This is a genomic window from Streptomyces sp. NPDC004667 (assembly GCF_040609475.1).
Lineage (GTDB): Bacteria > Actinomycetota > Actinomycetes > Streptomycetales > Streptomycetaceae > Streptomyces.
The window spans coordinates 55,624-76,171 of record NZ_JBEXKC010000023.1 but is presented as its reverse complement, the minus strand read 5'-3'; the positions used below and the strand labels follow the sequence as shown (position 1 = coordinate 76,171).

The 20,548-nt window shown below is 74.5% G+C and carries 20 protein-coding genes; 13 read left to right on the top strand and 7 right to left on the bottom strand.

The features are described from left to right. Positions 1 to 27: 27 nt before the first annotated feature. The 3 genes from ABZW32_RS15855 to ABZW32_RS15845 all read left to right on the top strand — a co-directional run bounded on the left by ABZW32_RS15855 (position 28) and on the right by ABZW32_RS15845 (position 4,446). Positions 28 to 1,287, top strand: a complete 1,260-nt coding sequence (locus ABZW32_RS15855; RefSeq protein WP_356215875.1) for an MFS transporter — start codon at positions 28 to 30, stop codon at positions 1,285 to 1,287. Between the two features lie 92 nt (positions 1,288 to 1,379). Beyond that, positions 1,380 to 2,072 carry a 4'-phosphopantetheinyl transferase superfamily protein gene (locus ABZW32_RS15850; RefSeq protein ID WP_356215918.1) on the top strand — a complete coding sequence of 231 codons (693 nt, stop codon included), beginning with the start codon at positions 1,380 to 1,382 and terminating at the stop codon, positions 2,070 to 2,072. 73 nt (positions 2,073 to 2,145) lie between these two features. Continuing rightward, entirely contained in the window at positions 2,146 to 4,446 is a 2,301-nt protein-coding gene (locus ABZW32_RS15845; protein WP_356215872.1) for an immune inhibitor A domain-containing protein, read from the top strand. Positions 4,447 to 4,510: 64 nt separating this feature from the next. On the opposite strand, the gene ABZW32_RS15840 is transcribed toward ABZW32_RS15845, so the two are convergent. Further along, entirely contained in the window at positions 4,511 to 5,566 is a 1,056-nt protein-coding gene (locus tag ABZW32_RS15840; RefSeq protein ID WP_356215870.1) for a phosphatidylinositol-specific phospholipase C domain-containing protein, read from the bottom strand. 196 nt (positions 5,567 to 5,762) lie between these two features. Here ABZW32_RS15840 and ABZW32_RS15835 point away from each other — a divergent pair, with 196 nt between their 5' ends. Further along, positions 5,763 to 6,704, top strand: a complete 942-nt coding sequence (locus tag ABZW32_RS15835; RefSeq protein WP_356215867.1) for a serine protease — start codon at positions 5,763 to 5,765, stop codon at positions 6,702 to 6,704. A 24-nt stretch (positions 6,705 to 6,728) separates the two neighbouring features. On the opposite strand, the gene ABZW32_RS15830 is transcribed toward ABZW32_RS15835, so the two are convergent. Next, positions 6,729 to 7,112 (bottom strand): VOC family protein, encoded by a 384-nt coding sequence (locus tag ABZW32_RS15830; RefSeq protein ID WP_356215864.1) that lies wholly within the window; start codon positions 7,110 to 7,112, stop codon positions 6,729 to 6,731. 205 nt (positions 7,113 to 7,317) lie between these two features. Between ABZW32_RS15830 and ABZW32_RS15825 the strand changes: the two genes are divergently transcribed. Further along, entirely contained in the window at positions 7,318 to 8,526 is a 1,209-nt protein-coding gene (locus ABZW32_RS15825) for a serine hydrolase domain-containing protein (RefSeq protein ID WP_356215862.1), read from the top strand. On the opposite strand, the gene ABZW32_RS15820 is transcribed toward ABZW32_RS15825, so the two are convergent. Genes ABZW32_RS15820 through ABZW32_RS15810 form a run of 3 tightly spaced genes read right to left on the bottom strand, consistent with a single transcriptional unit; the run spans position 8,523 to position 11,214 of the window. Continuing rightward, on the bottom strand, positions 8,523 to 9,167 hold the full coding sequence (locus ABZW32_RS15820; RefSeq protein ID WP_356215859.1) for a response regulator transcription factor: 645 nt from the start codon (positions 9,165 to 9,167) through the stop codon (positions 8,523 to 8,525). The genes ABZW32_RS15825 and ABZW32_RS15820 overlap by 4 nt on opposite strands. Then, positions 9,131 to 10,396 carry a sensor domain-containing protein gene (locus tag ABZW32_RS15815; protein WP_356215856.1) on the bottom strand — a complete coding sequence of 422 codons (1,266 nt, stop codon included), beginning with the start codon at positions 10,394 to 10,396 and terminating at the stop codon, positions 9,131 to 9,133. Before ABZW32_RS15815 ends, ABZW32_RS15820 begins: the two co-directional genes overlap by 37 nt. Next, on the bottom strand, positions 10,393 to 11,214 hold the full coding sequence (locus ABZW32_RS15810; protein ID WP_356215853.1) for a CPBP family intramembrane glutamic endopeptidase: 822 nt from the start codon (positions 11,212 to 11,214) through the stop codon (positions 10,393 to 10,395). The genes ABZW32_RS15815 and ABZW32_RS15810 overlap by 4 nt, the downstream gene beginning before the upstream one ends. Before the next feature lie 177 nt (positions 11,215 to 11,391). Here ABZW32_RS15810 and ABZW32_RS15805 point away from each other — a divergent pair, with 177 nt between their 5' ends. Then, positions 11,392 to 11,979 carry a pyridoxamine 5'-phosphate oxidase family protein gene (locus ABZW32_RS15805; RefSeq protein WP_356215851.1) on the top strand — a complete coding sequence of 196 codons (588 nt, stop codon included), beginning with the start codon at positions 11,392 to 11,394 and terminating at the stop codon, positions 11,977 to 11,979. 32 nt (positions 11,980 to 12,011) lie between these two features. Here ABZW32_RS15805 and ABZW32_RS15800 read toward each other — a convergent pair whose 3' ends face one another. Continuing rightward, positions 12,012 to 13,412 (bottom strand): FAD-dependent monooxygenase, encoded by a 1,401-nt coding sequence (locus ABZW32_RS15800; protein WP_356215849.1) that lies wholly within the window; start codon positions 13,410 to 13,412, stop codon positions 12,012 to 12,014. 282 nt (positions 13,413 to 13,694) lie between these two features. Between ABZW32_RS15800 and ABZW32_RS15795 the strand changes: the two genes are divergently transcribed. The 5 genes from ABZW32_RS15795 (at position 13,695) to ABZW32_RS15775 (ending at position 17,322) form a co-directional block, all read left to right on the top strand. After that, positions 13,695 to 14,942 (top strand): helix-turn-helix transcriptional regulator, encoded by a 1,248-nt coding sequence (locus ABZW32_RS15795; protein WP_356215846.1) that lies wholly within the window; start codon positions 13,695 to 13,697, stop codon positions 14,940 to 14,942. Between the two features lie 247 nt (positions 14,943 to 15,189). After that, positions 15,190 to 16,413 carry a helix-turn-helix transcriptional regulator gene (locus tag ABZW32_RS15790; protein ID WP_356215843.1) on the top strand — a complete coding sequence of 408 codons (1,224 nt, stop codon included), beginning with the start codon at positions 15,190 to 15,192 and terminating at the stop codon, positions 16,411 to 16,413. Positions 16,414 to 16,530: 117 nt separating this feature from the next. After that, the gene (locus ABZW32_RS15785) at positions 16,531 to 16,854 is read left to right on the top strand and encodes a DUF6415 family natural product biosynthesis protein (RefSeq protein ID WP_356215841.1); all 324 of its coding nucleotides are present in this window, start codon (positions 16,531 to 16,533) and stop codon (positions 16,852 to 16,854) included. Continuing rightward, complete coding sequence (locus ABZW32_RS15780) at positions 16,851 to 17,018, top strand: hypothetical protein (protein ID WP_356215838.1); 168 nt, start codon at positions 16,851 to 16,853, stop codon at positions 17,016 to 17,018. Before ABZW32_RS15785 ends, ABZW32_RS15780 begins: the two co-directional genes overlap by 4 nt. Positions 17,019 to 17,088: 70 nt before the next feature. Then, positions 17,089 to 17,322, top strand: coding sequence for a hypothetical protein (locus ABZW32_RS15775; RefSeq protein ID WP_356215835.1), 234 nt, complete (start codon positions 17,089 to 17,091; stop codon positions 17,320 to 17,322). A gap of 13 nt (positions 17,323 to 17,335) precedes the next feature. On the opposite strand, the gene ABZW32_RS15770 is transcribed toward ABZW32_RS15775, so the two are convergent. Beyond that, positions 17,336 to 18,283: an oxidoreductase gene (locus tag ABZW32_RS15770; RefSeq protein ID WP_356215832.1), complete on the bottom strand. Its 948-nt coding sequence runs from the start codon at positions 18,281 to 18,283 to the stop codon at positions 17,336 to 17,338. A 266-nt stretch (positions 18,284 to 18,549) separates the two neighbouring features. Between ABZW32_RS15770 and cbiE the strand changes: the two genes are divergently transcribed. Next, positions 18,550 to 19,797 carry a precorrin-6y C5,15-methyltransferase (decarboxylating) subunit CbiE gene (gene cbiE / locus ABZW32_RS15765; RefSeq protein WP_356215830.1) on the top strand — a complete coding sequence of 416 codons (1,248 nt, stop codon included), beginning with the start codon at positions 18,550 to 18,552 and terminating at the stop codon, positions 19,795 to 19,797. Next, complete coding sequence (cobM, locus tag ABZW32_RS15760) at positions 19,794 to 20,543, top strand: precorrin-4 C(11)-methyltransferase (RefSeq protein ID WP_356215827.1); 750 nt, start codon at positions 19,794 to 19,796, stop codon at positions 20,541 to 20,543. Before cbiE ends, cobM begins: the two co-directional genes overlap by 4 nt. The last annotated feature ends 5 nt before the right edge of the window (positions 20,544 to 20,548 follow it).

Genomic DNA, 20,548 nt, shown 5'->3' with positions numbered 1-20,548 from the left:
CACCACCCCTCGCAGACAAGGTGCACCATGGAATCCCCCGTAGAGGCAACCGCCCCCGAACGCGTGCAGTGGGGCCGGGTCGGCTCCCTGGTCGGCGGCCAGGCCGCCGTCCAGCTCGGCAGCTTCGCCCTGCTCATCGCCATGAACTGGACGGCCGTCCAGCTCGGCGGCACCCGCGCCGTGACCGTGCTGATGCTCGCCGCGACCGTGCCGCGGGCCCTGATGCTGATCTTCGGCGGGGCGGTGGCCGACACCCTCGGGCCGCGCTTCGTCCTGCTGCGCACCACCGCCGCGCGGGTCGCGCTGCTGGCCGCCGGAGCCGTACTCACCGCCACCGCCGAGCAGTTGTGGCCGCTGGTGGTGATCGCGCTCGTCGAGGGGGTGCTGCTGGGGCTGGCCGGACCGGCCTCGGGCGTGCTGCTGCCCATGTTCGCCCGGGGGGAGCAGCTGGCCCGCGCCAACTCCCTCTACGCGATGGTGCTGCGCGTGGCCCCGATCCTGGGCGCCCCGGCCGGGGCCTTCCTGATCACCGTCGGGGAGCTGTGGGTGGCCCTGCTGATCGGCGCGGTCACCGGGGCGATCTGGTTCGGCTGCCTGCTGCACGTGACCCACGGTTTCGTGCGCCCGGAGCCCGAGCCCGGGGTGTCGCTCGTCAAGCGCTCCGGTGACGGGTTCCGGCTGCTGGCCCGCCACCCGCGGCTGCGCTGGATGTTCGTGGCCGCGCTCTGCCTGGACATGGCCTTCAGCTGGCCCGCCGAGGTGGCCCTGCCGCTGCTGGTCTCCGAGCGCGGCTGGGGCGTGAGCGCGGTGGGCGTCGTCCTGGCGGCGTTCAGCGTGGGGGCGCTCGGCTCCAGCGCGGTCGGCGCGGCCCTCGCGCACCGCATCCCGATGTTCGTCCGGCTCGTGGTGACCGGGGCCGGGCTCGCCGCCGGGATCCTGGTGATGGCACTGATGCCCTCGGTGGTGTCGCTCACCGCCGTCGCCGCCGCGGTCGGCCTGCTGTCCGGGCTCAACGGGCCCGCCATCGTGACCCTGTACCAGCAGTCCGCGCCGGAGGACCGGATGGGCGCCGCGATGTCCACCCTCTCGCTCTCCGGGATCGGTACGGCGCCCGTCTCGATCGCGGTGTTCAGCTCCCTGTCGCTGGTCCTCGGCGTGCAGACGACCTGGCTGGTGTGCGGGGCGATCGCCTTCGTCTCCCCGGTCGCCGCGGTACTGGCCCTGCGCCACCCCGCGCGGGCCGAGGAGCCGGCCGCGACGGAGCTGCCCGTCGCGGCCGCGGCGTGAACGCCCCGGTGCGGGCGGCGGGGTCGGGCCGACCGGCGGGCCCGCCCCCGCCGGCCCCGCCTAGCCTGCCGGCCCTGGCACCCCTGGCACCCCTGCCGCGCGTCCTGACGGACCCCGGTCCGGCGCGGGCGGTACTGGTGGCGGCGGCTCCGCAGCTGTGGCTGGTGGACACCACCGCCTACCGGGACCACGCGGCCCGGCACGCGCCGGGCACCCTGGACGCCCAGGAACTGGCGCGGGCCGCCGAGTTCGCCCTCTCCGCCGACCGGGACAGCTACGTCTGCGCGCACGTCGCCCTGCGCCGGCTCCTCGGCGCCTACCTGGGGCTGGCCCCGCGCGAGGTGACCGTGGAGCGGGCGCCCTGCGCGCACTGCGACGAGCCGCACGGGCGTCCCGTACTGCCGGGCGGGGCCCTGCACTTCTCGCTGTCGCACTGCACCGGGATCAGCCTGCTGGCCTTCGCGGACGCCCCGGTGGGGGTGGACGTGGAGGAGCTGGTGCGGCCCGAGGTGATCGCGGACACGGCCGACGTGCTGCACCCGCGGGAGGCCGCGGAGCTGGCCCTGCTGCCGGCCCCCGCGCGGCCGCTGGCCTTCACCCGGGTGTGGACGCGCAAGGAGGCCTACCTGAAGGGGCTGGGGGTGGGGCTCTCGGAGGACCCGGCGGCCGATTACGTGGGCACCGGCCCGGTCCCGGCCCGGATGCCGGGGTGGTCGCTGGCGGACGTGACGGTCCCGGAGGGGCACTGCGCGGCCCTGGCCCTCCGGCTCCCGCCCGATGCCTAGCGGTCAACTGTCACATGTGAAATATTACCTGCGCTCCGAGCCACGGACCGAACTCCCCGAAAGGTCAACTCCGTTGCGCAGACTTGTCGCGACGGGAGCGGCGATATCCCTCGCCGCCCTCGCCCTCCTCTCCTCCCCCGCGGCAGCCGCCGCGCCACCCGCCGCCCCGCCACCGACGACCGCGGGCGACCCGCGGGACCGGGAAGCCGCCGCACCGCCGCCCGCCCCCCTCGAACTCCAGCGCCAGGCCCTGCGCCGGCAGGCCCTGGAGGACGTCGCGGCGGGCGGCGGCGCGTCCGGCCTGCGCGCCGAGGCCGACGGCACCCTCCCCCGTACCGCCAAGGTCGGCAAGCAGTACGTGGAACTCGCCCAGGAGCGCAAGGACAAGGTCTTCGTCATCCTCGCCGAGTTCGGCGACCAGACCGACCCCCGATTCGGCGGCACCCCCGGCCCCCTGCACAACACCATCGGCAAGCCCGCCGCGGACGACAACCACACCCTGTGGCGCAAGGACTTCGACCGGGCCTCCTACCAGCGGCAGTTCTTCTCCACCGACCCCGGCTCGGCCAGCATGCGGGCCTACTACCGGACCCAGTCCTCCGGCCGCTACGACATGGACGGCACCGTCACCGACTGGGTCAAGCTCCCCTACAACGAAGCCCGTTACGGCACGGACAACTGCACCGAGTCCGGCCAGTGCCGCACCAACTGGGACATGATCCGCGACGCCACGGCCGCCTGGTACGACGCCGAACGCGCCAAGGGCCGTACGCCCGAGCAGATCAAGGCGCAGCTCGCCGAGTACGACGTGTGGGACCGCTACGACGCCGACCACGACGGCAACTTCAACGAGCCGGACGGCTACCTCGACCACCTGGTCGTGGTGCACGCGGGCAAGGACCAGACCTGGGGCGGCGGCGCCCAGGGCAAGGACGCCGTCTGGGCGCACCGCTGGTTCGCGTACTGGAACCAGGCCGGCACCGCGGGCCCCGAGGGGAACAAGGCGGGCGGCACGCCGGTCGGGGACACCGGGATCTGGGCCGGGGACTACCTGACCGGCGGCGAGAACAGCGGCGCCGGCCTGTTCTCCCACGAGTTCGGCCACGACCTGGGGCTGCCGGACCTGTACAGCTCGGACGGGGACAACTCCGTCAACTTCTGGTCGCTGATGTCCTCGGCGTCCTACCTGGGCAAGGGCCGCAACACCACGGGCGAGTTCCCCGGCGACCTCGACCCGTGGAGCAAGCTCCAGCTGGGCTGGCTGGAGTACACGGAGGCCGACGCGGGGCGCCGGACCCGGGCGGTGCTGGGCGTCTCGGGCTACAACACCGCCGATCCGCAGGCCCTGCTGGTCCACCTCCCGCCGTCGGTGACCCGCACGGAGCTGGCCGATCCCTACGAGGGCGCCAGTCAGTGGTGGAGCGGCACCGGCGACTTCATGGACAACACCCTGACCCGGACCGTCGACCTCCCCGCCGGGCGGGCCGTCTTCTCCTCCCGGGTCTGGTACGACACCGAGCAGGACTTCGACTTCGTGACGGTGGAGGCCTCCACGGACGGCGGCCGGACCTTCACCGCCCTGCCGGGCACCGTGAACGGCGCCCCCGTACCCGCCAAGGGCCTCTCCGGCACCTCGGCCGGCTGGGCCGAACTCACCGTCCCCCTGGACCGGTTCGCGGGCACCTCGGTGCAACTGCGCCTGCGCGTGACCTCGGACGGCAACACGCACGGCCGCGGCGCGGCCTTCGACGACCTCCGGATCACCGCCGAAGACGGCCGGGAGCTGCTGCGCGACGGCGCGGAGCAGGGTGCGAACGGCTGGACGGCCCTCAAGTGGTCGCGCACGGAGGGCCGTACGGGCAGTGAGCAGCACCCGCGCGCGTACTTCGTGGAGAACCGGCGGTACACGGGCTACGGCAGCCTGCTGAAGACGGGTCCGTACAACTTCGGCTTCACCGGCGACACGGTGGAGTTCTACCCGTACCAGCAGGGCGTCCTGGTCTGGCTCTGGGACACCGCCTACAGCGACAACACCACCAAGGCGCACCCGGGTGCGGGGCTGATCCTGCCGGTGGACTCCCGCCCGGAGGCGCTGAGGTTCGCGGACGGCTCCCTCGTGGGCGCCCGCGCCCAGACCTTCGACGCGCCGTTCTCCACCCGTCCGACGGACCGCGTGACCCTGCACCGGGCGGGCGTCCCGCTGGTGGTCCCCTCCCGTCCGGGCGTCCCGGTCTTCGACGACCGCCACGGCTCGTACTGGAACCCGGAACTCCCCCAGCTCGGCGTCAAGGTCCCCGACACCGGCACCCACCTCCAGGTCCTGAAGGAGACCGCCACCCAGGCCACCGTCCAGCTGACCCCCTCCGCCCCCTGACCCGGAACTCCGGGCGCCCCGTCCTCGCGGACGGGGCGCCCGGCCGCTCCCGGGCCGCGGGCGGTCAGCCGCGCGGGAGGACCGTGGCGAGGACCTGCGGCAGGGGGTACCAGTCCGCCGAGGTGATCGAGGCGTGGTGGGCGGCCATCAGGGCCACGCGGGCGCGGGCCTCGGCCTCGGTGGGGTGGACGCCGTCGATGGCCGGGGACACGCTCTGGGCGTCGGTGGCGATCAGGAGGTAGTGGTTGCGGTCGTACCAGGAGGTGTCCATGGAGGCGTAGGCGCTCGCGTCCCCGTCGAAGACCACGAACCAGGGCCGCAGCGTGGCGTCCGCGTAGCGGTTGCGGGGGTCGCCCGCCTCGGCGCGGTGGACTGCCGGGAAGGCGGCGGCCTGGGAGAGGCGGCCCGCCGCGGCGAGGGAGCGCAGGTATTCGGCGTACTCCCGGTCCGTCCACAGCTTGTCGGCGGCGTTGCCCTCCTCGACGGTGCCGGGGATCAGCTCGACGAGGAACTTCCCGGCCATCGCGGAACGCGCGGGCCAGGCGCCCGCGCGGGCGGCGGTGTCCAGGTCGGGATGGCCGGCGGCGAGCTGCGCCGGGCGGTAGAGGGCGTCGCCGAGCTTCGCGGAGAGCAGGGCGTCGAGTTCGGCGGGGCCGCGGCCCAGGTTGGCGGCGAAACCGTCCTTGAGCTCCAGTTTCAGGACGACCGGACGGTGGCCGGGGTGGGCGTCGTGCCAGCTGCGGATGTCGGAGAGGCACCCGGCGAGGTTCTGGTTGCGGGACTTGGTGCGCAGCTGCGCCGGGCTGGTGGCGTTCTCGCAGTTGCTGTCGTTGCCGAAGGGGTTGTCGTGGGAGACCCGCCAGGAGCTGCCGAAGAAGTTGGTCCACACGTCGAGCTCCAGCATCGCCGCGCCGGAGTCCAGGGCGTCCGCGAAGTAGGGGTACTTCGTCTTCTCGTAGGCGTTGTGGACCCCGACGCCCGTCGAGCCCGCGTACGGCAGGTCCGCCGCGGCCGTCGTGGCCCCGGCTCCCGCCGCCCCCGCCGGGGCCGTGCCCAGGGCGAGCCCCAGGGCCACCAGGGAGGCCACCACCGCGCCCGTGGTCCGCTTCCGTATGCTCATGCTTTCGGCTCCCGTCCGCCCGTCCGACTGTTCGGTTCAAGTCGGCTGGAGCGTAGGGGAGTTGAGTGACGGGTGGAAGGACGACAGATGGCGGTCCGCACGCTGTGAGGACCAACACGTTCCGGTTCGGGAACTCTTGTCCCCTTTCTGCCGGTCGAACGGAGCGACGGAACATCCTCGACGGCGGGAGCACCACATGGTCGGCAGCACGGTGAGCCGCAGGGCGGTACGGCTCTGCGTCCTGGCCGGATTCTGCTGCGCGCTCGTCGCCGCGGGCCTGTCCTACCGTTCGGAGCTGCGCGCCCTGCTGGGGCCCGTCGCCGAGGGCGACGCGGCGCGCGGCCGCTACGTCCAGGACGAGGCGCTGGCCGACGAGGCCGCCGCGTCCGCGCTGGAGCGGCTCACCGAACCGGCCGGAGCCCGTGCGGGCACCCGCGCCCTGGCGGAGGCCGCCCCGGCCGAGCCGCAGCCGTGGCGGCCCTCCGAGCCGCTGGAGGCCCGTACCGCGCCCGCCGAGCCGGCGATCGGCGCGCTGTTCTCGCCCGGCGAGGACTGGGACTCCGACCACCACTGCTCGGCGAGCGTGGTCCACTCCCCCGGCGGGGACCTCATCGCGACCGCCGCGCACTGCGTGTACGCGGGCGGTTTCCGCACCAACCTCGCCTTCGTCCCCGGCTACGAGGACGGCACGGCCCCCTACGGCGTGTGGGTGCCCACCCGCGTCTACGTCGACCCCCGCTGGACGGAGTCCTCCGACCCCGACCACGACGTGGCGTTCCTGCGCGTACGCCGCCCGGGCCGGCCGGGGCTGCGGCTGGAGGACGTCACGGGCGCGCAGACGATCCGCTTCCGGCCCCCGCTGCCCGCGCCGGCCCGCCTGGTGGGCTACCCGAACGACACCGAGCAGCCGCTGGCCTGCTCCAACACCGCCGTGGCCGACGGCCCCACGCAGCTGCGACTGGACTGCGCGGACGTGCCGAACGGCACCAGCGGCGGCCCCGTCCTGACCGGCGGGCACACGCTGATCGGGGTGATCGGGGGTCGCGACGGGGGCGGGGACGAAGAGACCTCGTACAGCACCTACTTCGGGGACGACGTCCGCGCCCTGTACGAGCGCGCCGTCGCCGACGCCCCGTAGCCGCAGCGGTAGCCGCAGTCGCGGTCAGGAGTTCGCGGCGGCCCGGTCGGACTCGCTGCGCAGGACGCAGAACTCGTTGCCCTCGGGGTCGGCGAGGACCACCCAGCCCGCACCGTCGGGATCGCGGTGGTCGGCGACGAAGGCGGCACCGAGGCCCAGCAGCCGGTCCACCTCCCGATCGCGCGAGCCCTCGGGCCGCAGGCACAGGTGGAGCCGGTTCTTGGCCTTCTTGGGCTCGGAGACCTGGTTGAAGTACAGCACCGGCCCCTCGGCCATCAGGACCTGTGTCTCCCGGGCGCCCGGGACGTCCTGCGGATGCAGCGGACGGCCCGTCACACCGCTCCAGAACCGGGCCAGCCCGTAGGCGTCCGCACAGTCGATCGCCACGTTCTGCACTGTTGAGACCATGCGCGAAGTCTGCCCCGTGCCACCGCGCGACACGCCGGGGTACGGGGGGTCGGGGTGTCCGCCGACCGGGGGTGGTGGCGGGTGCGGGTGCGTGCCGTGCCGGGTGCGCGGCCTCCGGGCTGTTAGGCAGGCAGTCGCACCGCCGGGTGTCGCCGACCCCCTCGCCGGCCCCCGCCGCCCTCACCGCATACCGGGAGACACGCACGTGCTGACCCGCGCCGGCCACCACCGCCTCCGCACCGCACTGGCCACCACCGCCCTCACCGCCGCCGCGCTCGCGGGCCTGCTCCAGCCCGCCTCGGCCGCCGCGGAGGACCCGGCCCGGGACCCCGACCGGCACCTGCGGCAGCAGCTCGACCGGCTCGTCGCCCAGGACGACGGCCCGCCCGGGGCGATCGCCCTGCTCACCCGGGACGGCCGTACGCAGGTGTACACCGCCGGGGTCGGCGACATCGCGACCGGCCGCCCGCCGCACCCCGACGACCACATGCGCATCGCCAGCATCGCCAAGGCCTTCAGCGGGGCCGTCGCCCTCCAGCTCGTGGACCGGGGACGGCTCTCCCTCGACGACACCATCGGCCGCTGGCTGCCCGAACAGCCCGAAGCCTGGCACGCGGTGACCCTGCGCCAGCTCCTCCAGCACACCAGCGGGCTGCCGGAGTACTCGGCCGACCCCGAGTTCCTGGAGATCCTCACAGCCGACCCGCGCCACCTCTTCGACCCGCGCCGGCTGCTCGACTTCGTGGCCGGCGAGCCGCTGCGCTTCCGCCCCGGCTCCCTGTACGAGTACGCCAACTCCGACAACATCGCCGTCGCGCTCATCGCCGAGGCCGCCACCGGCCGCCGCTACGAGGACCTCCTCAAGGAACTCGTCTACCGGCCCCTGGGCCTGCGCCGCACCAGCCTGCCCCTCGGCTACCGCCTCCCCGAGCCCTACCTGCACGGCTACGACGTCACCCCGCCCGCCGCCCCCGAGGACATCAGCGAGGCCGTCGGCGCCTCCGGGGTCTGGGCCTCCGGCGGCATCGTCTCCACCCCCGAGGACCTGGGCGCCTTCATCCGCGCCTACGCCGGTCCCCGGCTGCTCTCGGAGAAGACCCGCGAGGAGCAGTTCACCTTCCTCCCCGGCGACTCCTCCGAGCCCGCCGGCCCCGGCACCAACGCCGCCGGGCTCGCCCTGTTCCGGTACACGACCCGCTGCGGGGTCCTGTACGGCCACACCGGGAACTTCCCCGGCTACACGCAGCTCGCCGCCGCCACCCCCGACGGCAGCAGGTCGCTGACCTTCTCGATCAACACCCAGACCAACAAGGCCCTGAAGCCCGCCCTGCTGGCCCGGCTCCGCACGGTGCAGGAGGACTTCGCCTGCGCCCTGCTGAAGGACCACCGGCGGCCCGGGGGCGGCGGGTCCTAGCGGCGCAGGTACGCGAGGACGGCGAGGACGCGGCGGTTGTCCTCGGTGGACGGGGCGATGCCGAGTTTGGCGAAGATGCTCGCGGTGTGCTTGGCGACCGCGCTCTCGCTGAAGTGGAGGGCCGCGGCGACGGCGGCGTTCGAGCGGCCCTCCGCCATCAGTTCCAGGACGTCGCGTTCCCGGGGGGTGAGGGCGGAGATGGTGCCCCGGGCGTCCCCGCGCGACAGCAGCCTGCCGATCACCTGCGGGTCCAGGACGGTGCCGCCCGCGGCGACGCGCCGTACGGCGTCGACGAACTGGGCGGTGTCGGTGACCCGGTCCTTGAGGAGGTAGCCCACGCCCCCGTCGTCGCTCGCCAGGAGCTCGTTCGCGTAGAGCTGGTCGACGTACTGGGACAGGACGAGGACGGGCAGCCCGCGGTGGTGGCGGCGGGCTTCGAGGGCCGCCTGGAGGCCCTCGTCGGTGAAGGTCGGCGGCAGGCGTACGTCGACCACCGCGACGTCCGGCTCCTCCTCCAGCAGGGCGCGCAGCAGCGAGGGGCCGTTGTCGACGGCGGCGACGACGTCGAAGCCGTGCTCCCGGAGCGTGCGGACCAGGCCGTCCCTCAGGAGGAAGAGGTCTTCGGCAAGGACGACGCGCACGGGATCTCCAGGGTCACTGTGGTCGGTCCGCCCTGCGGGCTGTGCAGGGCGAGGCTCCCGTCGAAGGTAGCCAATCGGGCCCGGACGCCGAGCAGTCCGGTCCCCCGGGCGGGATCCGCCCCGCCGTGCCCGTCGTCGGTGACGGTGGCGCGCAGGCGCCCCTCTTCGTGGGCGAGGACGATGTCGACGCGGTCGCCGCCGGAGTGCTTCGCCGCGTTGGCCAGCAGCTCGTTGACCGCGAAGTAGGCGGCTGATTCGACCGCGGCCGGCATCCGTCCCGCCAGGCGGACCTCGACGCGCACGTCGAGGAAGCTGTCGAGGGCCAGGGAGCGGACGGCGTCGCCCAGGCCCCGGTCGGTGAGGATCGGCGGCTGGATGCCCCGGACCAGGTCGCGCAGGTCCTCCAGGGCGCGTGCGGACAGTTCGCGCGCCTCCAGCAGCGCGGCGCGGGCGGCCGGCGGATCGTGCAGCAGGCGCGTCGCGCCGTCGAGGCGCATCCCGAGCGCGACGAGCCGGGCCTGGGCCCCGTCGTGCAGGTCCCGCTCGATGCGCCGGAGTTCGTCCGCCCGGCCGTCCAGCGCGACGGCCCGGGTGTCCGTCAGCTGCTCGATGCGGCGGACGAGCTCGGTGGTGCGGGGCGCGGCGAGGAGCAGCCGGCTCCAGCGGGCGTGCAGGCGCAGCACGGCGGGGGCCAGGAGGAGACCGGCGGCCGTGAAGACGAGGCCCAGCAGCAGCGCCGCGAGCATGCCGGCGGTGCTGTGCACGGGGACGAACGCGTACCAGTTGCCGTCGTCCAGCAGCCGCCACACGAACGGCTGGACGAACGCCCCGAACGCCCCGTACACCAGGAGCGACGGGGGTACGGCGACCAGCAGACCGCCGGCCAGGGGCTCCAGCCACGCCCAGCCCAGGTCGCGCCAGAACCCGGCGTCGGCCAGGACCGCGCGGGCCCCCGCCGTCCGCGGGAGGGGGGCGGGCGGGCTGACCGGCACCCCCGACCAGCGCGCGGCCCGCTCCCGGGCCCGGTCGGCGCACCGGCGCAGCACGGCCGCGGCGGGCGGCAGCAGCCGGTGGCCGAGGCCGACGGGCAGCAACAGCAGCGCGCCGACGACGGCCGGCCCCACGCAGGCCACCACCGCCAGGCCCAGCAGCCCGGCCAGGTGGCAGCGGCCTACGGCGGTCAGGGCGCGGAGGGTCCCCGCGCGGGAGCGAACGGCTGTCGAACTCATGTCCCGTGCAGGGTAGTCGGCGCGGACACGGCCTGCGACGCGGGCTCCGGGGCCGCCGCCGCCGCGCGCCGCCGCGCCCACGCCAGGGCCACCACCAGGCAGGAGAGCCCGAAGCAGAGCATCGGCGTGACCGCCCCCGACTCCTCGTCCATGAAGAGGAGCAGTCCGAGGTTGACGAGCGTGTGGAAGCCGCCCGCGAGCAGCAGCCGGTACGGTCCGCCCGTACCGTCGAGGGCCACGCCCAGGACGACCGACATGGCCACGGTGGCGAGGAGGAAGCCCGCGGCGTAGGCCGGGGCCTGCGCGAAGACCGGTACGTGCCAGGCACCCCACACCGCCCCGACCGTCACCGACGAGACGAGGGTCCCGAACCGGGTGCGCAGCAGCGGCTGGAGGAAGCAGCGCCACCCGATCTCCTCCCCGCACGCCCCTACCAGCTGCGCCGCCGCGATCAGGACGAAGGGGTGGTGCAGGGCCCCCGGCGCGGTGAAGCCGACGCCCCCGCGGAGCGTCCCGTACGCGCCCGCGGTCAGCGCGACGATCAGGACCGCCGACCCGAGCAGCCCCGCCGTGCGCCCGCCGCCCCCACCCCCGCCCGACCACAGCTCGCGGGTCCGCCGCCACCGGTACAGGGCGACCACGCCCACCCCCGCGGCGGGCCCGAACTGGGTCAGCTGCACCACCTCGGTGGGCACGCCGGTGGCCGGCTGCACCGCCCCCAGCACCCCGGCCGCCACGAAGGCCACCGCGGTGAACACCCCCGCCGCACCCCACGTCCCGCCCCGCCCCACCCGTCCCACGCCGTCCGCCCTCGCCATGCCCGCCCCGCCCGTCCGTCCGTCCGTATCCCGATTCCCTACGAGGACGACGATGCCGGGCACGGCGGCCCCGGACACTGCACCCGGCACCCGGGTGGGGGTGCACCTGGGTCCACCCCCACCCGACCGGCTCCATTCGTTAGACAGGCGAATGTTTTCCTCGCATAATCCTTAGACATGGGAAAGACTTACGAACGGATCGACGGCCGGCTGCGCGCCTTCATCGAGCAGCAGCCGGTGTTCTTCACAGCGACCGCCCCACTGGTCGGCGACGGCACGGTGAACCTCTCTCCCAAGGGCCTCAAGGGCTCCTTCGCGGTGCTCGACGAGCAGCGGATCGCCTATCTCGACTTCGCCGGCAGCACCGCGGAGACCATCGCCCACCTGCGGGAGAACGGCCGTATCACGGTGATGTGGTGCGCCTTCCAGGGAGCGCCGAACATCGTGCGGGTGCACGGCCGGGGCGAGCCCGTCTTCCGTGACGACCCGCGCTTCAAGGAACTGCTCACCCACTTCCCCGACATCGACCCCACCCCGCACGGGCTGCGCGCGGTCATCGTGGTGACAGCCGAACTCGTCCGTGACTCCTGCGGATACGGGGTGCCCTTCATGTCGTACGACGAGGACCGCGACCTGCACGGCAAGCGCTTCGCACGTGAGGACGACGCCTCGCTGAGCGCGTACTTCGCCAAGAAGGAACACATCGCCCAGAGCCTCGACGGCCTGCCCGGCCTCCCCCTGCCGCTGCCGCCCGCCGACTTCTGAGCGGCAGCCCCGCGCCGCGCGGGGGTCCCCTCCTAGCTCCGGCCGGGCTCCGGGTGGTGGGGCGGATAGGCCGGGGCCTGTGGAGAGGTGGGCAGGCGCCACTTGGACAGGACGCGGAGCACGGTCCACGGGCTGAGCAGGGTGGTGGGCGGCTCGGTCAGGGAGAGGACTCCGAAGAAGGGCGCCGAGAGTTCGGGGTCGGTGTTCGCCCCGACCATCACCCGGGACATGTACTGCTGGAGGATCCGGGTGGCGCGGTCGGGCGGCGGCCCCTCGGTGCCGGGGTAGCGCAGGTCCTCGCTGGTGGCGATCTGCCAGGCGACGGCGGCCGCCGTGGCGGTGCGCCGCTGGAGTTCGCGGGAAGCGGCCGGGATCCGGTCCGCCGTCAGGCCGGCGAGGGCCTCGCGCAGGGCCTCCGCCCCCAGGGCGGCGACGGTCATCCCGTGCCCGTACACGGGGTTGAAGCGGCAGCCGGCGTCCCCGGCCACCAGGAGGCCGTCGGGCAGCCGCTCCAGGCGCTCGTAGTGCCGCCATTCGTTGGCGGTGCCGCGGAAACCGGCGGGCTCGGACAGCGGCTCCGCGTCGCGGACGGCGTCGTACAGGGCGGGGCTGCGCAGTCCGCGGGCGAACTCCAGGAAGCCCGGGTCCTTGGTGGGCGGGGCGTGTTCGCCGTTGCCGATGAGGGTGACCAGCCAGCGGTCCCCGTCGACCGGCACGAGGACGCCGCCGCGCGGGCTGTCCGGGCGGCCCTGTACGTACATGCCCCGCCAGCGGCGCGCCGGGTCCGGCGGGATCCGGTAGGTGCGGCTGGAGTAGCCGAGGTGGGAGTCGTAGCGGGTGACGGCCGGGGCGGGCAGGCCCAGGGCGGCCAGCCAGGCGGGGGTCTTGGAGGTCCGGCCGGTGGCGTCGACGACGAGCCCGGCGTGCACGGGGCCGTCCTCGCGCAGGGTCACCCCGGCCACGGAGCGGCCGTCGGCCCCGGCGATCAGTCCGGTGGCCGTGCGGCCCGTACGCACCTCGATCCGCGGGTCCCGCAACACGGCCCGGCGCAGCGTCCACTCGGTCAGCTCCCGGCTGGCCAGCAGCACGCGGGTGCCGGGCAGCGGCCCGAACCAGTCGGCGGGGCTCAGCCAGAGGAAGTCCCGGGGCGAGTCCAGCAGGGCGGCTCCGTCCTCCGTCAGTTCGCCGGTGATCCCGGGCAGCAGCCGCTCCATCGCCTCCAGGCCCCGCTCCCACAGCACGTGCGCGTGCCTCGACTGCGGGACGCCGGGCCGGAACTCCGGTGCGTCCCAGGGCAGTTCGTCCCGCTCCACCACGGTGACCCGCGCGAACCGCTCCGCGAGCACCCGCGCCGTCAGCAGGCCGGCCAGGCCCGCCCCGAGCACCACCGCGCGGTCGCGGCCTTCTGAGTGGTTGTCCGGAGTGTCGTCCATGATGCGAGTGTCCGGCGCCCGCAACCCTCACGGTGAGCCCCCGCCCGGGGCGGACGGAGGCACACCGGGGGCGGACGGAGGCACGTCCGGGCGAACCGGCGCCGCCCGCAAATGCCGTCAACACCGGCTACCGATAAGGGGGTTCACACTCCTCCGAGGAATCCGGCACCCCGTCTCCGGCGCACGGCGCGGGGAAGAGAGGGTTCTCGTCGGGGCCACACGGAAAAGGCCCTGCCCCCTACCCTGGCAGGGACGAGCTGCAAGGAGAGGGGCAAGGCCGCCATGTCTACCGATGCTACCCCGGACCCGTACCGCGACCCGCTGGTGCTCGGCCAGAGAATGCAGGTCCTCCGCACCCGACGAGGGCTCACCCGCGACCAACTCGGCGGTCTCGTAGGCCGGTCCGGGTCCTGGGTGAAGGCCGTCGAGACCGGCCGGCTGAAGACGCCGACGCTGCCGGTGATCCTGCGGATCGCCGAGGTGCTCCGCGTCCGGGATCTGTCCGACCTCACGGGGGACCAGTCCATGCGGGTCAACCTGTTCACCGGGCCCGGCCACCCGCGGTTCGCCGCGGTCCGCGAAGCCCTCAACGCGCTCCGGTTCGGCGCTGACGGCCGCGAGGCGCCGTCCGCGGCCGACCTGTCGGCCCGGCTGTCGAAGGCGTGGCGGGCCCGGCACTCCGCACCGAACCACCGGGACGTCATCGGTGCGCTGCTGCCGGACCTGATCCGGGACGCGCAGTGCGCGGTCCGGGCCGCCGACACGGTCGCCGACCGCAAGGCGGCCCAGGCCCGGTTGGCGGAGACCTATTTCCTGGCCCAGTTCTTCTGCGCCTACCAGCCCGACGCGCCGCTCGTCTGGCGCGTCGCGGAGCGCGGCATGACGGCCGCGCAGGACTCCGAGGACCCGCACGCCATCGGCCTCGCCGCGTGGCTGACCACCCAGGCACACCGCGAGAGCGCGCACCTGGACGCCGCGGACGCGGTCACCCTGGAAACCCTCCGGTACCTGGAGCCCCTCCTGCCCGACGTGGGCACGGACGTCCGAGCGGTCGCCGGGGCCCTCACCGTCGAGGCCGGGCTGACGGCGGCGCGCCGCGGGCAGACGGGTACGGCGTGGCGGTACTGGGACGACGCCCGCGCCCTGGCCGAGTCCCTGCCCACCGGCTACTTCCACCCGGTCACCTCGTTCTCGCGCGCGGTCATCGGCGCGCACGCGGTGACCGTGGCGGTGGAACTGCACGCCGGCGGGGAGTCGGCGCGGCAGGCCGCCCGCGCGGAGGCCGAGGCGATCCCGTCCCGGCCGCGCCGGGCCCGGCACCGGATCGAGCAGGCCCGCGCCTACCACCTCGACGCCCAGCCCGACGTGGCGCTGGCCACGTTGGAACAGGCCCACGAGGCGGCGCCCGAGACCGTCCGGTACAACGGGCACGCCCGCAGGATCGTCCTGGAGGAGGCGGAAGCCAAGTCCCCCCGCCGGCGGCGCCGGGCGTCCGAACTGGCCACCCGTCTCGGCATGCTGACCGCGTGACCTGACGGTGGGGGCACGATTCGTACCCCTGCCGCCGTCGGCCGTCAGGCCCCGACCGCCGGGCCCCGGCCGCCGGGCTCATCGCAGAAGGGCGTCCGGCCCCGAGGCCCACGGAGAGCGGGAACGGATCCCGCCCCACGACACAACGCCCCTCCACGGCTGTCGCCTTGGGCTGGCGTTCGCTGTTCCCCCACCACCCAACGGGAGTAGCGTTCTGGGAGTCGAGGCCAGAAACGGAGTGTCCAGGATGCCCGAGCAGCACGACACCGAACCCGCCGTCCAGACGTTCGCCCACCGCGCCAGGGCGGCGAGGGACCGTGCAGGCCTCACGCGGCCGGTCGCGGGCGGCCTTGTCGGCCGCTCGGCCGAGTGGGTCAAGGGGCTTGAGACGGGCGCCATCGGAATGCCCCGCCTCCCCATGCTGATCCGCATGGCCACGGTCTACGAGTGCGACATCGCGGATCTGACCGGCGACGAGCGCATCTCCGCCGCCACCTACACGAAGGCCGCCCACGCGGCGCTGCCCGCGATCAAGCGGGCCCTGACCACCTACAGGCTCACCCCGGCCGACGCCGAGCCCGAACCGGCCGAAGTCCTCGCCGCCCGCGTGCGGCAGGCCTGGAAGCTGTGGCACGACCGGGGCGACCACCGGTCCAGGATCGCCTCGCTCCTTCCCGACCTGCTCGCCGACACCCAGCACTCGGCCCGCGCACTTGAGGGAATCGACCGGCGGCGCGCGCTAGCCGCCCAGGCGCAGACCTACCACCTCGCCCAGTTGTTCCTGGCGTTCCAGCCGGCACCGGAACTCATCATGCTGACGGGCGACCGGTCGATGACCGCGGCGCAGGACGCCGACAGTCCGCGGGCCATGGCCGGTGCGGCCTGGTACATGAACCACGTCTACCGCGACGCGAACGAGGCGGCGGAGGCACGCGTAGAGCTCGCCGAGCAGGCCGCCGCGCTGCTCAGGCAGGACGAAGCGGAGGAGCTCGCCCGCTGGGGGCTGCTCCAGCTGGCCTCGGCGCTGTCCTTCGCGAAGGTCGGGCGGGCCGGCGACGCCTGGCGGCACTGGGACCGGGCGAATGACGCCGCCGGCCGGCTCGGCGTCGGCTACACCCACCCCTGGCTGCTCTTCGGCCAGGGAGTGGTGGACGCCTACGCGCTCACCATGCACAACGACCTCATGCAGCCGGGGAAGGCGCTGGAGGTGGCTTCCGCGCTCGACCTGGAGGCCGTGCCGTCGGCGACGCGCCGCGCGTACCACCTGGTGGAGATGGCGCGTGCCCACGGACTGCGCGACGAGGGTGTCGCCTCCGTCGCCTTGCTACAGAAGGCGCACCGGGAGTCCCCCGAGACCGTCCGCTTCAACATGCACACCCGGATGGTGCTGCCCGAGCTCGCCAAGTCCGGCCCCCGGTCCGTCCGAGGTGACGCCCGCGCCCTCGCACTGGAGCTGGGCGTAGCCGTCTGACCACGGAGGGGTAGGACTCCTACCTCCCGGCAAGGGGGCAGGAGCCCTACCCCCACACCCTTCCGGCAGTCCCTACCGTCATCCCACCACTCGCTGACGACGGTAGGGAGCACCCGCATGAACCACGGCGAGACGCACTTCGAGGACCTCATCGGGCGGGCACTCGCGCCCTACTCCGAGCGGCCGGACGCCGCCGGGGTCGCCCGGCTCGTCGACGACCTGATCACCGGCGGGGAGGCGCTGCACGCCCGGGTGGCCGCGGTCCCCCGCGAGCGCCGGACCGAGCTCGCCGGGGCCGCCCTGGCGGAGTGGACGTACTTCGTCGACGCCGGTCCGACGGGGCGGGGCGACCACGCGAACTGGAACCACGCCCGCACCCTGGCCCGCATCCTGCGCAGCCTCGCCTCCCTCCTGAACGAGCAGCCGAGCACGGCACGGTGACCGAGTACGTACGACAACTGCTCCACGTCCTCATCGCGCTCGGCATGCTCGCCGCCATCGCCGTCGGCACCTGCCCGCGCACGACCGTGGACCGCGACGCCGACCCCAGGGCCAATGCGGTAGACCTTGCACCCCCCGAGCCGACACGCCGCCCCCGGAGCTAGCACATCGGTGCGATCGGACACATTCTGTAGTCGATCGTCACGTTGAGCTACGACACACAGGAGGAGCGCAATGGGGAACAAGAACGACGACATCGCCGCCGATCGAGTCCTTTCCGTGGAGGAAGGCACCGAGATCAAGGAGCGCATCGCCGCGCAGAGATCGCTCAAGCGCTGGCGCTGGATGGGCAACTACGGAGACCCCACCCAGGCGGCCGCGGTCGCGAACAGCGGCGTGCCGTGCCTGGCCGGGGAAGTGATGTTCGGCTTCAACGGCAACCTGGTCCCGGCCTGGATGTTCTACTGACGGTGACCGTGCGTCAGCGCGGCAGCGACGCGTACGAGACTCCCGTGAGCTTCTCGGAGGCCGCCCAGAGCCGTTCGCCCGCCGCGTCGTCGAGGGTCCGCCCCGCCCGCCAGGACGGTACGGGCGCGCCCCGCCAGCCCAGCCGGGGGCCGAAGAAGGCGTCCTGGCCGACGCCCGGCGCGGTGGCCGCGTAGAGGGTGGGCAGGGCGCCCTTGGCGGCGGGCTGGGCGAGCACGCCGTTGCCGAGGGCCAGCAGGCGGGAGGTGAGCGTACGGCCCTCCTGGGCGGAGGCCCCGGCGTGCAGGTTGGTGGAGGCGTAGCCGGGGTGCGCGGCGGCGGCGGTGATCGTGGCGCCGGCGGCCGTGAAGCGCCGGGCGAGTTCGTGGGTGAAGAGCAGGTTGGCGCTCTTGGAACGGCCGTAGGCGATCCAGCGCCGGTAGCCGTCCGCCCCCCGGGCGGGATCGGGGTCGAGGTCCTCGGGGCGTACGTCGCCGAGCACGTGGAACCCGCTGGAGACGTTGACGATCCGGGCCCCGGGGCCGGCCGCCCGCAGCCTCGGCAGCAGCAGCCCGGTCAGGGCGAAGTGCCCGAGGTGGTTCACCCCGAACTGCGTCTCGAACCCGTCGGCGGTCCGCCCGTACGGCAGCGCCATCACCCCGGCGTTGTTGACCAGCAGGTCCAGGCGGGGGCTGCGCTGTCCGAAGGCCCGCGCGAACTCCCGTACGGAGGACAGGTCGGCCAGGTCCAGCGGGGCGAACTCCACCTCGGCGCCGGGCACTTCACCGCGCAGCCGGATCACCGCGGCACGCCCGCGCGCGGCGCTGCGGCAGGCCAGGGTCACGGCCGCACCGTGGCGCGCGAGCTCGCGGGCGGTGACGTAGCCGATGCCGCTGTTGGCCCCGGTCACGACGGCGGTCCGGCCGCTCTGGTCGGGAATGTGCGTGGCGTTCCAGCCGGTCACGGCGGCTCCCTGGGCACGGATGCGCGGTCTTGGACGGTCCCCGCCACCCTACTCAGCCCCCGCCCCGCCCCCGCGGGACCCCCACCCTCCCCGGGAGGGGCCCGGGAGGGAGTCCGGGGAGCGGCCCCCCGGGCCATCGGGTGCAAGCGGCCGGCGCCACCGCTTCCGCCCAGGTCACCCTGCCACCCGGGGCCCGGCGGAGCCACCGGTAAGCTGCGGAGCCGTCCCTCGCGTTCCCCCTTCTCCCGCCCCCGAGGTACCTCTCCGTGAGCTCCGCAGCACCTCCCCTCCCCGTGACGGTGGTCGGCCTCGGCGCCGACGGCTGGGCCGGGCTCACCGCCGGCGCGCGCTCCGCGCTGGCCTCGGCCGAGGTGCTGATCGGCGGGCCCCGGCAGCTGGACCTGCTGCCGCCCGACCCCTGCGCCGGACTGCGGGTGGCCTGGCCGAGCCCGCTGCGCCCGGCCGTGCCGAAGCTGATGGCCGAGCACGCGGGGCGCCGGATCGCGGTGCTGGCCAGCGGGGACCCGATGTTCTACGGGATCGGCCGCGCGCTCTGCGAGGAGCTGGGCCCCGACGCCCTGCGGATCCACCCCCACCCCTCCTCCGTGTCCTACGCGTGCGCCCGCCTGGGCTGGCCTATGGAGGACACCGAGGTGGTGACGGTGGTCGGCCGCCCGGTGGCCCGGCTCACGGCCGCGCTGCACGAGGGCCGACGGGTCCTGGTGCTGAGCGCCGGCGCCGGCAGCCCCGGCGAGATCGCCGCCCTGCTGCGCGGGCGCGGCTTCGGCCCGAGCCGGATGCGGGTGCTGGAACAGCTGGGTTCCGAGGACGAGGACGCGTACGAGGGCGTCGCGGAGCACTGGGACCGGCCGCCGGGCGCCCCCCTGAACGTGGTCGCCGTCGAGTGCCTCCGCGACCGCGCCCATCCGGTGCCACGGCTCGGCGCGACCCCCGGCCTGCCCGACGCCGCGTACGAGCACGACGGGCAGCTGACCAAGCGGCACGTGCGCGCCGCGACCCTGTGCGCGCTGGCCCCGGCCCCCGGCGAGCTGCTCTGGGACATCGGCGGCGGCTCCGGGTCCATCGGCATCGAGTGGATGCGGACGCACCCGTCCTGCCGGGCGGTGGCGGTGGAACGCGTACCGGAGCGGGCCACGCGCATCACCCGTAACGCCACGGCGCTGGGCGTGCCCGGACTGCGCGTGGTGGTCGGCGCCGCCCCGGCGGCCCTGGAGGGACTCCCGGCCCCCGACGCGGTGTTCATCGGCGGCGGGCTGACCGCCCCCGGACTGCTGGACGCCGCCTGGGCGGCGCTGGCCCCCGGCGGCCGGCTGGTGGTCAACACGGTCACCCTGGAGTCGGAGGCGGTGCTCGCGGAGCGCTACCGGCGCCACGGCGGCGACCTGGTGAAGCTGGCCGTCTCGCACGCCGTGCCGGTCGGCGGCTTCACGGGCTGGCGACAGGCGATGCCCGTCACACAGTGGTCGGTTACCAAGGAGAAGGATCAGACATGACCGTGTACTTCATCGGAGCGGGCCCCGGCGCCGCCGACCTGATCACGGTGCGCGGTGCGCGGACCCTGGCCGCCGCCCCCGTCTGCCTGTACGCGGGCAGCCTGGTCCCGCGCGAGCTGCTCGCCGAGTGCCCGCCGGACGCCCGCCTGGTCGACACGGCGCAGCTGAACCTGGACCAGATCGTCGCCGAGTGCGTACGCGCGCACGAGGCGGGCCTGGACGTGGCGCGGCTGCACTCCGGGGACCCGTCGGTCTTCAGCGCGGTGGCCGAGCAGATGCGGCGCCTCGACGCGGCCGGGATCCCCTACGAGGTGGTCCCGGGCGTTCCGGCCTTCGCCGCGGCGGCGGCCGCCCTCAAGCGGGAGCTGACGGTGCCCACCGTCGGCCAGACGGTGATCCTGACCCGGATCGCCCAGCAGGCCACGCCGATGCCGCCCGGCGAGGACCTGGCCACGCTCGGCCGCAGCGGGGCCCTGCTGGTGCTGCACCTTGCCACCCGGTACGTAGACCGGGTCGTGGACGAGCTGCTGCCGCACTACGGCGCCGAGTGCCCGGTCGCGGTCGTCGCGATGGCCAGCCGCCCCGACGAGCTGATCCTGCGCGGCACCCTGGCCGACATCGCGCCGCGGGTGAAGGAGGCGGGGCTGGTGCGCACCGCCGTCATCATCGTGGGCCGCACGCTGGGCGCGGAGCAGTTCCCGGACAGCCACCTGTACTCCCCCGAGCGCGACCGGCACGTCTGCTGACCGGC